Below are 15,469 nucleotides of genomic sequence, written 5' to 3'. Positions count from 1 at the left end.
GACCACACGTTGACCAGACCGCTGCCCACCCACCACCCGAAGATCCGCGTCGAGGTCGATGGCCACGTCGTCACGGTCACCTTGGACAACGAAGCCGCCAAGAACGCGTGCGACGGCGACATGTGGGTCGCCATCGGCGCCACGTTCCGCGACATCGCCTTCTCCGGTGCCCGGGCCGTGGTGCTCACCGGCGCGAACGGCGCGTTCTGCGCCGGCGCCGACCTGAGCGGGCTGGCCGGCGGCGGTGGCGGAGGGGGAGGGACCACCGACGACGGTGCCCCACCCGAGACGATGGTCGCGGCGATGCGCGTCCTCGCCGGCTCGGTGCTGGCGATCCACGAGTGCCCGGTGCCGGTGATCGCCAAGGTCGACGGGCTGTGCGTCGGGGCCGGCCTGGGCCTCGCCCTGGCGGCCGACCTGCTGTGGTGCTCGGACCGGGCCCGCTTCTCGGCCATCTTCGCCAAGCGGGGCCTGAGCCTCGACTTCGGCTCGTCGTGGCTGCTGCGCCAGCGCCTCCCGGTCCACGTGGCCAAGGAGCTGTGCTTCACCGGCCGGATGGTGCCCGCCGACGAGGCGCTGTCGATCGGCCTGGTCAACGCCGTGGTCCCCGCCGACGGGCTCGACGCCGCCGTCGCCGAGCTGGTGGCCACCGTCGCCGGCGGTCCGCCGGTCGCCCTGTCGATGACGAAGCGCCAGCTCGACGGGGCCCCCTCCAGCTCGTTGGCCCAGGCGCTGGAGGTCGAGGCGCTGGCCCAGAGCGTGAACGTGCGGACCGAGGACCTGCGCGAAGCGCTGATCGCCTACGTGGAGCGCCGGCCGCCGACGTTCCACGGTCGCTGAGGGGGAACCGATGGCAGCAGACGGACAGGTCGGAGACTGGGGCGACGCCCTGGCCGAGCTCGAGCGGCGGCGGGCCGCGTCACGGGCGATGGGAGGCGAAGAGCGCCTGGCGAAGCACCGCGGGGCCGGCAAGCTCGACGTGCGCGCCCGCATCGACCACCTGCTCGATCCCGGGTCGTTCGTGGAGATCGGCACCCTGGTGGGCGGCAGCGATGCCCCCGCCGACGCCATCGTGATGGGGTCGGGCCTCATCGACGGCCGGCCCGTCGTCTTGGCGGCCGAGGACTTCACCGTGAAGGCGGGGACCATCAGCGGCTCCTCGAACGCCAAGCGCTTCCGCGCCGCCGAGCTGGCGGTCCTCGACCGCGTGCCGCTGATCATGCTGCTCGAGGGCGCCGGCTTCCGGGCCGACGGCAAGCCCCACGCCCGCACCCCCACCGACCTTCTCGCCCAGGCGCAGTGCTCGGGCCGCGTGCCGTTGGTGACCGCGGTGCTGGGCGCCTCGGCCGGTCACGGTGCGCTGGTGGCGCCCATGTCGGACTTCTCGGTGATGAGCCGGGGCGCCTCGATCTTCACGGCCGGGCCGCCGGTGGTGGCCGAGTCGCTGGGGGAGACGGTGACCAAGGACGAGCTGGGCGGCCCCGGCGTGGCCCTGGCCAGCGGGCTCATCCACAACGTCGGCGACGACGACGCGGCCGCGCTCGACCTGGTCCGCACCTACCTGCGCTACCTGCCGTCGTCGGCGTGGTCGTACCCGCCATCGGTCGACGGCGACGACACCGGGCCGCGCTCCCTGCCCGAGCTGCTGGAGCTGGTGCCCCGCAGCGGCCGCAAGGCGTACGACATGCACCACGTCCTCGACCTCGTCTTCGACGAGGGCTCGTGCTTCGAGGTCCAGCCCGCGTACGGCCGTTCGGTCATCTGCTCGCTGGCCCGCCTCGGCGGCCACCCGATCGCCGTCGTCGCCAACCAGCCGCTCGTGCTGGCCGGGTCGATCGACGCGGACGGAGCCGAGAAGGCGGCCCGGTTCATCCAGGTGGCCGACTCGTTCCACCTGCCGCTCGTCTTCCTCGCCGACAACCCCGGCGTGCTGCCCGGCAGCGCGTCGGAGAAGGCGGGCATCCTCCGCAAGGGGGCCCGCATGTACTGGGCCCAGACCCTGGCCTCCGTGCCGAAGTTCGAGGTCACCATGCGCAAGGCCTACGGCTTCGGCTCGATGGTCATGGGCATGATCCCGTTCGACGGGCAGTCGGGCGTGTTCGCCTACCCGGGCGCCACCATGGGCGCCATGGGCTCGGCCGCGATGAGCCGCTCCCGGGGCGACGATGCCGAGGTGGCGGCCGAGCTGCGCCAGCGCGAGGTGCAGGCCTCGTTCGGGTCGGCCAAGAGCTTCGGCTTCGACGAGCTGATCGATCCGCGCGAGACCCGCGACGTGCTCCTCGCGTCGCTGGAGCGGGCGCTGCACCGGCGTCAGGTCGCCCCGGAGCCGGTCACCCGCATCGGCATCGCGCCCTGAGACCGGCTGCGCCGCGGCGCGCCGTGCGGGTCAGGGGCTGCTGGTGAGGTGGTGCGCCGCGAACTCGATGTGGGCGGGGGCCATGCGGCGCCAGTAGCCCAGGGAGTGGGCGCCCCGCTGGAAGCCGCCGGCGGGCTCGGTGGCCAGGCCGTCGCGGAACTCGCGGTTGGCCCCCGCGAAGGGATCATCGGTCCCGCAGTCCATCCGCATCGGGATCGAGCCGAGCGATCGCCGCTGCTCGAACACATCGTCGGCGGCGAAGTCGGCCTCGTCATCGAAGGCCCCGCGGGCCGTGTCGTGGTCGTCGGTCCAGAGCGCGGCGCTCATCGTCGAGACCGAGCGGACGGCTGGGACCATCGACCGGGTGGCCAGGTGGAGGGCGCCGTACCCGCCCATCGACCAGCCGAACAGCCCGAGCCGCCGGGTGTCGAGGCCGCGGTCGGCGAGGATCGGCAGCAGCTCGTCGAGGACCATCGCGCCGCTGTCGGTGCCGTCGTCGCGGTGGTGCCAGTACGTGTTGCCGCCGTCGACGGCCGCGATGGCGAACGGGGCGGTCCCGGTGGCGATCGCGGCGGCCAGGAAGCGGTCGAGGCCGAGCGACTGGAACGAGGTGCCGGCCGTGCCGCCCTTGCCGTGGAGGGAGACGAGGACCGGGAGCCGGGCGCCCACCTTCGAGCCCGGAGGATAGGAGACGGCCCAGCGCGTGAGCTGCTTGCGGTGCTCCGACTGGAACGAGCCGAGGGCCGCCGGTCCCGGCGGCACGTCGGGGATCGTCCCGTCCTCGCCGTCGAGGCCCAGGGCGCGGCGCAACCGCGTCCCTCCCGGCAGGAGGCCGGCGGAGGCCAGCGCGCCGCCGCCGACCACCACGCCCACCGTGCACGCGCCGCCGATCAGCAGGCGGCGGCGGCTCAGCTGCCGCTCCCGCTCCCGCCTCGCTCGGATCTTGCTGTCATCCACCTCGAACACCGCCGACATCTCGCCACCGTATCGAGGGCGCGCGCCGGCTCAGGGGTCGCGCCCGGCCTGGTCAGCGGCGACTTCGGGGTTCGAGGGCGGACGTTGCTCGGGAGGCCCGGGCGGCGGGCCCGGGCGGGCCCAGGATCACGGCGCGACGAGGTCCGTCAGGTGAAGGCGGCTTCGCGCCGGCGCAGGATCGCGCAGAGCGTCTCGTTGTACGGCGCCGTGAGGCCGAAGCGCCGGCTGAGGTCGACCACCTGCCCGTTGATGACGTCGACCTCCGACCGGCGACCGGCGAGGTGGTCGAGCCGCATCGAGGGGCTCGCCTCCGGGATGGTCGCCGAGAACTCGGTGACGTAGGCGACCGGATCGTCGAAGCCGAACGTCACGCCCATCGGTTCGGCGAGGCGGTACGCCTCCAGCATGCAGCCGAGCGCGACCGCCCAGGCCGCCTCGTCCGCCATCAGCTCGCCCACGGTCACGTCGAACGCGGCGCACGGTGCGCTCAGCGTGACGTTGCACAGGAACTTCTCCCAGACCATCCGGTCGATGTCCTCGAAGGCCCGGACGTTGAACCCGGCGTCGTTCCACGCGCCGGCCAACCGCTCGAGGCGCTCCGACGGTCCGCCGTGCAGCTCGCCGAGGCGCACGAGCCGCATGCCCGTGTGGTGGACGCTTCCCGGGGTGGGGATCGACGAGCCGAACCCTTCGGCGATCCCGACGAGCACCTGGCCCTCGGGCACGTGGCGGGCGACGCGCGCGCCGGCGCCGAGCCCGTTCTGGAACGCGACGACCAGATCGTCGGGCCGCAGCAACGGGGCGATCGCCGCCGCGACCTGCTCGACATCGTCCGCCTTCGTGGCCACGATCCAGACATCGCAGGGCCCGGCCTCGGCGGGCGTGGCGGCCACGCGGAGCGCGTCGACCACGTACACCCCGCTGGCCCCCGAGACGGCCAGGCCGTTGTGCTCGATCGCCCGGAGGTGCTCCTCCCAGATGTCGATGGCCCAGACCTCGTGCCCGGCCTTGCCGAGCAGCGCGGCGTACACGGACCCCATCGCGCCCGTGCCGACGATCCCGATCTTCATGGTTGCCCTCCGTAGCAGTTCGGCCCCACAGCGTAGCGAGAGGGGGTGTCCGCCTGGAAGGTGGCGACGGTCCCGAACCGCGGGCTTCTTGACCTGCGAGACGGGCAGGCCGGCCGGCCGCGCGACCTCGGTGCGAACGACCCCGTCGGGGTCGCCGGCAACGATCGAGACGCGTTCCATCGGGACGACCGTGTTGCCGCGTCCTCGGGCGGCGGCAGCGGTACCCTGCGCGGGACCCGGTCGGATCGGCACCCCGGGGAAGGGAGCCAGGACCGATGAGCGACACCGCGGACGGGTTGCCGTCGAACGCACCGGGAGCCGCCGCCACCGACCCGGTCCCCGCGCCGGACTACGCCCCCGGCAGCTCCGGGAACCACGCCTGGTGGGTGATCGTCGCCGCCGTGCTGCTCGGCATCGCGACGCTCGTCGTGGTCCTCCACGGCACCGTGCGCCACTGGTTCGCACGGCACACCGGCCTGCTCGACGCGGGGCCGGACGTCTACTACAACTTCTGGTCCGGCTTCGGCTCCGACCTCGGCGAGGTCACCCTCATCACCGCGGTGGGCATCGGCGTCTACACCGGCGTCCGCAAGGTGAACTGCCACACCAAGGGGTGCTGGCGCATCGGCCACCACGCCCTCGATGGGACGCCGTACATCCTGTGCCGGCACCACCACCCCCACGTCCCCAACGAGGGGGCCACGCACGATCACATCTTGATGCAGCACCACCGGTACAAGCTCGACGAGGACGCAGGACGGGCGGCCCGCTCGCGCTCCTGAACGAGCCGATCGGCGGGGGGCGGCGGTCGCACCCGGAGCCGCGAACCCGCATCACCGGCCCGGTGCGGCGATGAGATTCCGGGCTCGCGGGCGTCAGCACGGTGATCGTCGACGCAAACGGAGATGCAGGTGCGGAAGCTCAAGGTCATCAACCACATGTCGCTGGACGGCGTGATCCAGAACTCGCCCGAGGACGGGTTCCCGCACCCGGACTGGGGCGGCCCGTACCGCAGCGCCGAGGGGCGGGACCTCATGCTCGAGGCGTACGGAGAGCGCTACGACACCCTGCTCGGGCGCCGCACCTACGACATGTGGTCCGGCTTCTGGCCGGGTGTGCCCGCCGGCGACCCGTTCGGCGACCGGCTCCGCACCGCGACGAAGTACGTCGTCACCCACCGGCCCGAGAGCCTGGAGTGGGGTCCGTTCGAGGCCGTCGGGCCGGACCTCGTCGACGGCGTCCGCGGCATCAAGGAGTCCGAGGGGGCAGACCTCGTGTGCTGCGGCAGCTCCACGCTGACGTCGGTGCTGATCCAGCACGGGCTCGTCGACGAGCTCGTCCTGCCCATCAACCCCGTCCTCGTGGGGACGGGCAAGCGCCTGTTCGCCGAGGGGACCCCGGGCCGGGCGTTCGAGCTCACCGGCACGACCGCGCTCCCGTCGGGCATCGTCGTGTGCGCCTACGCGCTCGGCGAGCCCTTGCCGCTCACGTAGTGCCGGGTGAGCTCTGGCGAGACGTCGATGGCGGCGACGTCGGTTCAGTCGGAGCTGGTGCCGGCTGGGGCCATGCCTGCGACGATCGCGTCGAAGGTCGCCGCATCCGGGGCCACGAAGGGGGCGGCGTCGGGGACGCCGGCGACCACGTCGAGCAGGGCATCCACGCGGCCGACCGCCGGTGGCAGGTGCGATGACAGCACCTGCTCGGCGCCAAGGGCGCGGACGCCTTCGAGCACGGCCGCCGTCCGTTCCCGACCGACGAGCTGGAGCCAGGGCGAGTCGAACGTCGCCCAGGCGACCATCCCTCCCAGCAGCTCCTCCTCCGGCACGTCGGCGACGTCTCGGTAGGACTCCTGGAGGATCGCGCCGAACGAATCGACGGAGAAGAACGTCTTGGACCGCTCGTCGAAGATGCCCGTCGACATCGGGTTGTCGTAGGTGGGTGGGCGGAGGGCCCGGAGCACCCGGTCGCCGACGTCGAGCCGATCGCCCTCGGCCAGGGCGTGGACCCGGTCGAGCGGGACCGACCAGGAGGTGTTCAGCCGCAGCGCCCCCAAGCCGTGGGTGGCCAGCCGGGCGGTCGGCGCCAGGCGCAGGACCGTCTCGAGGCTGCCCGTGTGATCGCCGTCGTCGTGCGTCAACCAGATCCACGCCAGATCGGCGGGGTCGATCACGCTGCCGAGCGCCTCGATGAACTCGGGCTCGTCGTTCCCGAGGCCGCAGTCGACCAGCACCGGGTGCTCGGACAGGATCACGAACGCGTTGATCGGGATCGAGCCGACCCCCGGCACGATCATCTGCGAGGGCAGCACGTGCACGTCGCCCGCTACGCGATACGGCTCATCCATGGTTCGCCTCGTTCCGGCCGTCCTCCGGGTCCGGTGATCCTACGTCCATCGCCACGTCCAGCGCCTCGGTGTACGACAGGCCCGCGCCCGCGTCGAACGCGGCGGCGAACCCGTCGTCGCCGAGCGTCGAGCCCGTGGTCGACACGAACCGCTCGAGGCGCTCCAGCTGGGACCCCCACACCGACACGCCGGCCGATCCTCGGAGCTGCGATGAGGCGCCGAGGAGCTGGGCCGCACGGGTCGGGTCGCCGTCGTGGGCGGCCAGCCGCGCGAAGGACTCGAGCAGGTAGGGCACCGAGTAGAGGAGCCGGTGGAGCCGGTGGCGGTCGGCGCACGCCGCCAGCAGCGCCCGGGCGGCGTCGGCGTCGCCCTCGTGGAGCCGGCACTCGGCGAGGTTCACCTCGGCCATGGCGCTGAACTGCTCGTCGCCGGCGGCCAACGATGCCTCGAGCGTCCGCTCGACCACGTGGTCGGCCCCGTCGAACCGCTCCTGGGAGACCATGAGCCAACCCAGCACGTTGAGCGCCGCCGCCACGCCCCACGCGTCGCCGAGCCGCTCGAAGCGGTCGAGCGCCTCGTTCGCCAGCTCCTCCGAGCGCGCTTCGCCCTCGATCGGACCGGCGATCATGCTCTGGGCGAGCGTGGCGGTGGCGACCGCGTGGTCATCGCCGAGCGCGACCGCGATGTCCCTCCCGCGTCGCAGCGACTCGGAGGCGGCCGCGTGGTCGCCGCTCCACATCTCGAACGTGCCGAGGACGACGAGGAGGCGCGAGCGCGAGCGCTCCGACAGGTCGCCACCGGGGCTGAGCGCGGCGCCGGCGATCCGGAGGCCCTCGTCGATGCGCCCGTTGATCCACGCCGGGACCCACAGGGCCCAGGCCATGTCGGCGAGCTCATCGAGGTGACGGTGGCCGAGGAACCAGGCGAGCGCGGCCCGGATGTTCCCCGCCTCACCGTCGTCGTCGCCGCCGAGCACGGCCAGCCACCGCCCTTGGTCGCCACCGGTGACGCCGGTTCCGATCGCGACGCTGAGGTCGCGGAAGAACCGGGCGTGGCGGTCGGCCACGGCGTCGGCCTCGTCGCACCCCGCCAACCGGTCCCGGGCGAACTCGGCGACCATCTCGAGCATCCGGAACCGGGGCTCTCCGGCGGAGGCCTCCACCCGGAGGAGGCTCTTGTCGACGAGCGATGCGAGCAGGTCCAGCATGTCGCCGTCGGCCGGAGCGGCATCCTCCGCGACGGCCTCCACCGCCGACAGCGAGAAGCTCCCGACGAACACACCGAGGTCTCGGAACAGGTGGCGCTCGGCGTCGTCGAGCAGGTCGTGGCTCCACTCGATCGTGCTGCGCAGGGCCTGCTGGCGCTCCGGGAGGTCGCGGGCGCCGCCGACGAGGAAGTCGAGCCGGTGATCGAGCCGTTCGAGGAGCGCCGCGGGGGCCAGCAGCTTGGATCGGGCCGCCGCCAGCTCGATCGCCAGCGGCACGCCCTCGAGCCGCTGGCAGACGCGGCCGATCACCTCGCGGTTGGAGTCGTCGATCCGGAAGTCGGGACGGACGGCCGTCGCCCGCTCCACGAACAGCCGGACGCTGTCGTCGAGGGGGAGCGAGGACACGGGGACCTCCCGCTCCGACCGGAGGTGGAGGGCCTCTCGGCTGGTGGCGAGGATCCGGAGCCCGGGCGCCGCGCTCAGCAGCTCCGCCACGATGCCGGCGGCGCTCAGCACCTGCTCGAAGTTGTCGACGACGAGCAGCAGGGACCGGGGCGCGAGGTCGTCCTTCAGGGTGTCGACCGACGCGCCGCTGCCGCCCCGGACGCCGATGGCCGCGGCGATCGCGTTCACCACCGCCGCGTCGTCGTGAGCCGACGCGAGCGAGACGAACGCCGCGCCCTCCCCGAACGACGACGCCGCGCGAGCGGCGGCCCGGACCGCCAGGCGGGTCTTGCCGATCCCGCCGGGGCCGGTGAGCGTGACCAGGTGGACGTCGTCACGGGTGAGCAGACCGGCGAGCAGGTCGAGCTCGTCGCCACGCCCGATGAACGCGGTCACGTCGGCCGGCAGCGCCGAGTGCTGGTGGTGGCCGGCCGGCCCGCCCGGCACGACGAGGAACGCCTCGCTGAGGAGCAACGAGAGGTCGTTGACCACCAGCGACTCCAGCTCGTCGGCGTCGGCGAAGGCCTTGTACGCCACGTCGTCATCGGCGCGGATGCGGTCGAGGAGCTCGTCGAGGCGGGTCTCGCGCCCGGGCGCCGGGCGCTTCACGTACATGAGCTTCGGCTTCGCTCCCGCCAGCAGGTACTCGTCCTCGAGGCCGGACACGTGCATCGTCGGGGCGATCCACCCGTAGCGCTCCCAGTAGATGCCGACGAACACGTGGCTCTGCTCGAGGTACGACCGGTAGAGGCTCCGGGGCGGGTGGGCGCGAGCCCCCAGCTCGAACAGGATCGGAGAGAGGTGCATCTGCTCGACGGCCTCGCGCACCGCGACGCGCTCGGTCGCCAGCTCCTCCATCGTCGAGGACACGAACACCCGCACCCGCTGATCGGGGGTGAGGATGACGCCGGCGTCGTCGTCGATCGCTTCCGTGTCGTCGCGGCCCGTCATGGTCGTCACAGTGTTGCCGTCCCCGGCGCCCCGTGCTCGCCGCATGGCCCTCGAGACGTCGTCGATACCTCTAGATGTATAGACGCTGAATTTGCTACCATGGCGGTCGAGGGACCTGGTGTTCGAGGCCTCGGACCGATCCGTCGACCAGCGCTCGGGACACCCGCTCCGGACCTCGGCGCTTCGAGGTGCGGAGCACGACGAAGGGGACGCGATCAGCATGGACGTCGACGAGACCAGCGGCACGCCAGCGGGGGAGGTCCGAGCCGACCCGAAGGACATCGACGGGCCGTGGCTCACCGATGCCCTCGAGGCTGCGGGGGTGGCTCGCGGCGCCCAGGTGCTCGAGGTGGTCTCCGGCGGATCGATCGGGACCGGACAGGCGGCGAGCAGTGCGCGCCTGCACCTGACCTGGAGCGATCCCGAGGGCCGGCCGGCCACCCTGGTCGGGAAGTTCCCCTCCGGGGACGAGATGGCCCGGGGCAGCCTGCGGGCGTCCGGTGGCTATCACAAGGAATGGGTCTTCTACGACCAGCTCGCGGCCACCGTCGGGGTCCAGGTCCCCACCTGCCACGTGGCCCGGATCGTGCCGGAGACGCAGGACTTCGTGCTGCTCATGGAGGACCTCGCGGGTGCCCGCGCCGGCGACCAGATCAAGGGCCTCACGGCCGATGAGGTGGCCCTGGCCGTCGGGCAGGCGGTCGAGCTGCACGCGCCGCACACCGGCAACGGCTCGCTCGTGGCCACGCTGGCCGCTGGTGAGCCCACGACGATGGCCGAGGCCGGCGAGTTCGCGCGGGCGATCTACGAGGTGGCGATGGTCGGCTTCCTCGACCGGAACGGAGGCCGGCTCACCGACGACGTCGTCGACCTGGTCCAGCGGCTCGCTCCCACCGTGGCCCGCTGGTTCGCGGGGACGGACAGCCCCTCGACGCTCATCCACATGGACTACCGCGCCGACAACTTCCTGTTCGGGTCCACCCCGAACGACCCGGAGATCACCATCGTCGACTTCCAGACGCTCGCCTACGGGAACGGCGCCATCGACCTGGCGTACGCGATCGGCGGCAGCTTCCCCGACCCCGCCGATCGGACCGCGGTCGAGCGCGACCTCGTGGACGAGTACCGCTCGCGGATGGCGGCGGCGGGTGTCGACCTCTCCGCCGATGTGCTCTGGCACGACTACCGGTTCGGCACCGTGTGGAGCGTGCTCATGGCGGTCATGGCCTCGATGGGTGCCGAGCGCTCCGACCGGGGCGACGACATGTTCGTCGCCATGGCCGAGCGCTGCGGGCGCCAGGCCATCGACCTGGACGCGCTGGCGCTTTTGGAGTGATCGTCCCCGATGCCCCGGCTCGTCGGTGGGTCATCCTCGGCGCGGTCTCGCTCCTCCCCGCGGAACCGGGGCCGGTACGACCGTCTCGTCCTGAGCCGGCGGTCGAGCCGGGTCAGTCGCGCGGCCGGATGGCGCGCAGGACCTCGCCGTAGGGCAGGCCCTTGCCCGGAAGGTCCTCGCGGGGCAGGCCGAGGGCCCGCTCGGCCACGATGTTGCGCTGGATCTCGTCGGTGCCGCCGTAGATCGAGGAGGCGGCCGAGAACACCATCGACGTGCTGAACCGGCCACCGGCGTGGCCGTCGGGGGCGGCCAGCATGCCGTCGGCGCCCAGGATGCCGGTGGCGATCTCGGCGCCTCGCTTGGTGATGATGGTCTGCAGGAGCTTGCCCACGTTGGCCACCGCCGGGCTCCCGCCCGCCGCGGCCTCGGCCTTGGCCCGATCGCCGTTCCACTTCCCGAGCTTCACGTAGGTGTGGAGGCGGGCCAGCTCCTGGCGGACGTGGGGATCGTGGTTGCGGCCGCGCTCCTTGGCCAGCCCCACCACCTCGTCGTAGCGGGCGATGACGTCGCTCGACGGGACCGGGTCCTGGGCGGCGTCGCCGGCCCGGCGGCCGAGGAAGCCGCCCTTGGGCCCCGGCGTGGGCCAGTTGGAGTGGGCTCCGCTGCTCAGCCCCGATCGCTCGAAGAACAGGGTGGTCTGGGTGACCGTCCACCCGTTGCCCGCGCCGCCGATGAGGTCGGCCGCATCGCACACCGCGTCGTCGAAGAAGACCTCGTTGAAGACCGACTCACCGGTCATCTCGCGCAGCGGGCGGATGGTGACGCCGGGCTGGTCGAGCGCGAACGCGAACCAGGAGATGCCGGCGTGCTTGGGCACGCCGAAGTCGGTGCGCGCCAGCAGCATCCCGTAGTCGGCCTGCATGGCCATGCTGCTCCACACCTTCTGGCCGTTGATGATCCAGCGGTCGCCGTCGAGCTCGGCCCGGGTGGTGAGGCCGGCCAGGTCGGAGCCGGCGCCCGGCTCGCTGAACAGCTGGCACCAGTTGGCGGTGCCGGCGACGATCGGCCCCACGTGGCGGGAGATCTGGTCGGGCGTGCCGTGGGTGAGGATCGTGGGGGCGGCCATGAGCAGGCCCAGGCCGCCGGGCGGCCGCAGGGCGCCGGCCTTGGAGAACTCGGCGCGCACCGTGTTGAGCGATGCCCGGTGGAGGCCGCGCCCGCCCTGGTCGGCGGTGAAGTGGGGTGCGGTCCACCCGGCCTTGGCCACCAGCTGCCACCAGTCCTCGACCGAGCACTCGGGGTCCCAGTGCTCCTCGAGCCAGGCCGCCACCTCGGCTCGCATCTCCTCACGTGCTGATCCCGGCCTCGGTGCCACGCTGTCGCTCCTCGCATTGCCGTGCGCTCTCCGAAATGACGCTTTCCAATCGTGTACATTACGACTTTCCAGCGAGCAGGGGAGAACTGGATGCCTCGTTCCATCGACTGCCTGGTCAACGTCGACTTCGCCGACCGGCCGCAGCCCGAGTTCATGACCCGGGTGAAGGAGGACTACTTCAAGGGCGACGACTCGTTCCTCTCCAGCCCCGAGCTCGACCAGCTCATCGAGGGCATGGATGCCCACGGCGTCGAGAAGGCGATCCTGATGACGCGGGTGACCGACGTCGACGGGCGTTCCCTGCGCTTCGTCGAGGCCCGCCCCGACCGCTTCGCCCTCGGGGTCGGCGGGTTCAACCTGCTGCGTCCGATGAAGGCGCTCCGCCAGCTGCAGGCGTTCACCGACCAGCACCCGGTGGCGTACGCATCGGTGGGCCCGAGCTTCTGGGGCGACGGGATGTACCCGCCCACCGACGCCGTCTACTACCCGCTGTACGCCAAGTGCTGCGAGCTCGACCTCCCGCTGTGCATGAACACCGGCATCCCCGGCCCGCCCCTGCCGGCCGACCCGCAGCACCCGCTCCACCTCGATCGGGTCTGCTACCGGTTCCCGGAGCTGCGGCTCTCGATGATCCACGGCGCCGACCCGTGGTGGGACGTGGCCATCCGGCTGATGCTCAAGTACGAGAACCTCCGGCTGATGACCTCGGCCTGGGCCCCGAAGTACCTGCCGGAGGAACTGCTCCACTTCATGCGCACCCGGGGCAAGGACCGCGTCATGTTCGCCACCGACTACCCGGTGCTCTCCTTCGAGCGGTGCCTGGCCGAGGCCGCCGCGCTCGATCTGCCCGACGAGGTGCGTGAGGCCTGGCTCTACGGCAACGCCAACGCGTTCTTCTTCGGCGGGAGCTGAGCCGGGTCCTGCTCCTCGCGGAGTGGCCCTGAACCCGGTGGGGTCGTGGTCCCCGTCGACGACCGGCTCGAGGACGCCCATCCCGGTGCGGCCGCCCGTGCGGGCATCGACCACGGTCTGGATGTGGCCTCGGGTGAGGTCGGCCGGATCGACCCGGCGTGCACCAGGTCCTCGCATACCTATAGAGGTTTCCTGCCCTAGGGTGGCCGGCGACGGCTGGGTCGCCCGGCGGTCGACCCCACGCACCGATCCCCTGGAGACCGCCATGAGCACCCCGTCAGCACCCGCTGGATCCGTCACGCCAGGCCGGTTCGGCGGCAAGGTGGCCATCATCACGGGCGGCGCGGCGGGCATCGGCCTCGCCTCGGCGCGGCGGATCGTGGCCGAGGGCGGCCGGGTCGTCATCGGCGACGTCGACGGCGCCGCCCTCGAGGTGGCCGCGACGGAGCTCGGCGCGGCGGCGGCCGTGCGGCGGTGCGACGTCACGGTCGAGGACGACGTGGAAGGGCTGGCCGAAGCGGCGATCGAGGAGTTCGGACGGCTCGACGTAGCGGTGGCCAACGCGGGCATCGGGTCGGCGGCGGCGATCACCGAGACCGACCTCGCCCAGTGGAACCAGGTCCTCCAGGTCAACCTCACCGGGACGTTCCTGACCATCAAGCACGCGGGCCGCCGGATGGGCTCGGGCGGCTCGATCGTGGCGACGGCCAGCCTCAACGCGGTCCAGCCCGGCACCGGCGTCGCGGCGTACTGCGCGGCCAAGGCCGGCGTGGCCATGCTCATCCAGGTGGCAGCCATGGAGCTCGGCTCGGCGGGCATCCGCGTCAACGCCGTGGCGCCCGGCCTGATCCGCACCGCGCTCACCGAGGGCATGTTCTCGATGCCGGCGGTCGTCGCCGACTTCGAGGAGAACGCGCCGCTCGGCCGCTACGCGGCACCCGAGGAGGTCGCGGCCTTCATCACGTTCCTGGCCTCCGACGACGCCAGCTACGTCTCGGGGTCGCTGCACCTCGTCGACGGCGGCGCCCACACCAAGCGGTACCCGGACGTGCTCACCCACGTCAACGACTTCCTGGCCGAGCTGTCCGGGCCCGAGTAGGCCGACCGCGCTTGCTCGGAAAGTCGTACACGCATATTCTGAAAGTGAGACTTTCCACGCCGAGCAACCGCAGCTGAGAAGGAGCGCGACGTGAACATCGAAGACATGGTCCTCGTGAGCGTGGACGACCACGTGGTCGAGCCGCCGCACCTGTTCGAAGGGCGCCTGCCCGCCAAGTACGCCGACCTGGCCCCTCAGTTCGTCACCCGCGCTGACGGCAGCAACGCCTGGGTGTACGAGGGGCAGGAGGTCAGCAACGTCGCGCTCAACGCCGTCGCGGGTCGGCCCAAGGACGAGTACGGCATCGAGCCCACCTCGTTCGCCGAGCTCCGCGCCGGCACCTACGACATCGACGAGCGGGTCAAGGACATGGATGCCAACGGCGTCCTGGGATCGCTCTGCTTCCCCTCGTTCCCGCAGTTCTGCGGTCAGCTCTTCGCCCGGACCGAGGACAAGGACGTCGCCCTCGCGATGGTCCAGGCGTACAACGACTGGCACATCGACGAGTGGTGCGGCACCCATCCGGGCCGGTTCATCCCCTGCCCGCTCCCGGCCATCTGGGACCCCGAGGTGCTGGCGGCCGAGGTCCGGCGCACGGCCGCCAAGGGCGCTCGCGCCGTCACCTTCTCGGAGAACCCCTCCAAGCTCGGCTGGCCCAGCCTCCACTCGGACCACTGGGACCCGTTCTGGAAGGCCTGTTCGGAGGAGGGAGTGGTGGTGTGCATGCACATCGGCTCGTCGAGCCAGCTCGTCGTCACGGCACCCGACGCCCCGATCGACTGCCTGATCACGCTGTCGCCGATCAACATCGTCCAGGCGGCCACCGACCTCACGTGGTCGCCGGTGCTCCGCAAGTTCCCCGACCTGAAGGTCGCCCTCTCCGAAGGCGGCATCGGCTGGATCCCGTACTTCCTCGAGCGGGTCGACTACCAGTACCGCCAGCACCACATCTGGACCGGGCAGGACTTCGGCGACCGGATGCCGAGCGAGGTGTTCTCCGAGCAGATCCTCACCTGCTTCATCGACGACCGGTTCGGCGTGCACAGCCGCGAGTACCTCAACATGGACAACGTGATGTGGGAGTGCGACTACCCGCACTCCGACTCGACGTGGCCGTTCTCGCCCGAGCAGGTCGGCGAGCACTTCGTCGGCGTCAGCGACCACGACATCGACCGCATCACCCACCTCAACGCCATGAACCACTTCGGGTTCGATCCGTTCACGCTGCTCGGCGGGCGCGAGCGCGGCACCGTCGGTTCCCTCCGCGCCTCTGCGGCGGGCCACGACGTGTCGATCAAGTCGACCAAGGCCAAGGTCGGCGGCGGGGCGCCGGTGCGAGCCAGCGAGCTCGGCCAGGCGCTCGCCGCTCCCCAGCGCTGACCGGAACCCCCCCCCCATCC

13 protein-coding genes are annotated in these 15,469 nt (G+C 72.0%); 8 read left to right on the top strand and 5 right to left on the bottom strand.

Going from position 1 to position 15,469, the window contains the following annotated elements:
* The first annotated feature begins 9 nt into the window (after positions 1 to 9).
* Together ACPPVX_RS05795 and ACPPVX_RS05790 are read left to right on the top strand one after the other, a co-directional pair.
* Positions 10 to 840 carry an enoyl-CoA hydratase/isomerase family protein gene (locus tag ACPPVX_RS05795; protein ID WP_426573951.1) on the top strand — a complete coding sequence of 277 codons (831 nt, stop codon included), beginning with the start codon at positions 10 to 12 and terminating at the stop codon, positions 838 to 840.
* 10 nt (positions 841 to 850) lie between these two features.
* Complete coding sequence (locus ACPPVX_RS05790; RefSeq protein WP_426573950.1) at positions 851 to 2,356, top strand: acyl-CoA carboxylase subunit beta; 1,506 nt, start codon at positions 851 to 853, stop codon at positions 2,354 to 2,356.
* A 30-nt stretch (positions 2,357 to 2,386) separates the two neighbouring features.
* On the opposite strand, the gene ACPPVX_RS05785 is transcribed toward ACPPVX_RS05790, so the two are convergent.
* Both ACPPVX_RS05785 and ACPPVX_RS05780 read right to left on the bottom strand, forming a co-directional pair.
* On the bottom strand, positions 2,387 to 3,331 hold the full coding sequence (locus tag ACPPVX_RS05785) for an alpha/beta hydrolase (RefSeq protein ID WP_426573949.1): 945 nt from the start codon (positions 3,329 to 3,331) through the stop codon (positions 2,387 to 2,389).
* A 146-nt stretch (positions 3,332 to 3,477) separates the two neighbouring features.
* Entirely contained in the window at positions 3,478 to 4,401 is a 924-nt protein-coding gene (locus ACPPVX_RS05780; RefSeq protein ID WP_426573948.1) for a ketopantoate reductase family protein, read from the bottom strand.
* A gap of 275 nt (positions 4,402 to 4,676) precedes the next feature.
* Here ACPPVX_RS05780 and ACPPVX_RS05775 point away from each other — a divergent pair, with 275 nt between their 5' ends.
* Positions 4,677 to 5,183, top strand: a complete 507-nt coding sequence (locus tag ACPPVX_RS05775; RefSeq protein WP_426573947.1) for a hypothetical protein — start codon at positions 4,677 to 4,679, stop codon at positions 5,181 to 5,183.
* 129 nt (positions 5,184 to 5,312) lie between these two features.
* Positions 5,313 to 5,894 carry a dihydrofolate reductase family protein gene (locus tag ACPPVX_RS05770; RefSeq protein WP_426574995.1) on the top strand — a complete coding sequence of 194 codons (582 nt, stop codon included), beginning with the start codon at positions 5,313 to 5,315 and terminating at the stop codon, positions 5,892 to 5,894.
* Between the two features lie 44 nt (positions 5,895 to 5,938).
* Here ACPPVX_RS05770 and ACPPVX_RS05765 read toward each other — a convergent pair whose 3' ends face one another.
* The gene (locus tag ACPPVX_RS05765) at positions 5,939 to 6,745 is read right to left on the bottom strand and encodes an MBL fold metallo-hydrolase (RefSeq protein WP_426573946.1); all 807 of its coding nucleotides are present in this window, start codon (positions 6,743 to 6,745) and stop codon (positions 5,939 to 5,941) included.
* On the bottom strand, positions 6,738 to 9,347 hold the full coding sequence (locus tag ACPPVX_RS05760) for a DUF4062 domain-containing protein (RefSeq protein ID WP_426573945.1): 2,610 nt from the start codon (positions 9,345 to 9,347) through the stop codon (positions 6,738 to 6,740). Before ACPPVX_RS05760 ends, ACPPVX_RS05765 begins: the two co-directional genes overlap by 8 nt.
* A gap of 220 nt (positions 9,348 to 9,567) precedes the next feature.
* Between ACPPVX_RS05760 and ACPPVX_RS05755 the strand changes: the two genes are divergently transcribed.
* A complete protein-coding gene (locus ACPPVX_RS05755; RefSeq protein WP_426573944.1) occupies positions 9,568 to 10,683 on the top strand; it encodes a phosphotransferase in 1,116 nt (371 codons plus the stop codon).
* 112 nt (positions 10,684 to 10,795) lie between these two features.
* Here ACPPVX_RS05755 and ACPPVX_RS05750 read toward each other — a convergent pair whose 3' ends face one another.
* The gene (locus ACPPVX_RS05750) at positions 10,796 to 12,025 is read right to left on the bottom strand and encodes an acyl-CoA dehydrogenase family protein (RefSeq protein WP_426573943.1); all 1,230 of its coding nucleotides are present in this window, start codon (positions 12,023 to 12,025) and stop codon (positions 10,796 to 10,798) included.
* Between the two features lie 123 nt (positions 12,026 to 12,148).
* On the opposite strand from ACPPVX_RS05750, the gene ACPPVX_RS05745 reads away from it, so the two are divergent.
* The 3 genes from ACPPVX_RS05745 (at position 12,149) to ACPPVX_RS05735 (ending at position 15,449) form a co-directional block, all read left to right on the top strand.
* A complete protein-coding gene (locus ACPPVX_RS05745; protein ID WP_426573942.1) occupies positions 12,149 to 12,970 on the top strand; it encodes an amidohydrolase family protein in 822 nt (273 codons plus the stop codon).
* A gap of 265 nt (positions 12,971 to 13,235) precedes the next feature.
* Positions 13,236 to 14,069, top strand: coding sequence for an SDR family NAD(P)-dependent oxidoreductase (locus tag ACPPVX_RS05740; protein ID WP_426573941.1), 834 nt, complete (start codon positions 13,236 to 13,238; stop codon positions 14,067 to 14,069).
* A gap of 90 nt (positions 14,070 to 14,159) precedes the next feature.
* Positions 14,160 to 15,449 (top strand): amidohydrolase family protein, encoded by a 1,290-nt coding sequence (locus tag ACPPVX_RS05735; RefSeq protein ID WP_426573940.1) that lies wholly within the window; start codon positions 14,160 to 14,162, stop codon positions 15,447 to 15,449.
* The last annotated feature ends 20 nt before the right edge of the window (positions 15,450 to 15,469 follow it).

It is taken from the genome of Aquihabitans sp. McL0605 (assembly GCF_049993875.1).
In the GTDB taxonomy this organism is placed as follows: Bacteria; Actinomycetota; Acidimicrobiia; order Acidimicrobiales; family Iamiaceae; genus Aquihabitans.
Note: the sequence above shows the minus strand (reverse complement) of the source record. Positions and strands in the feature narration are given on the sequence as shown.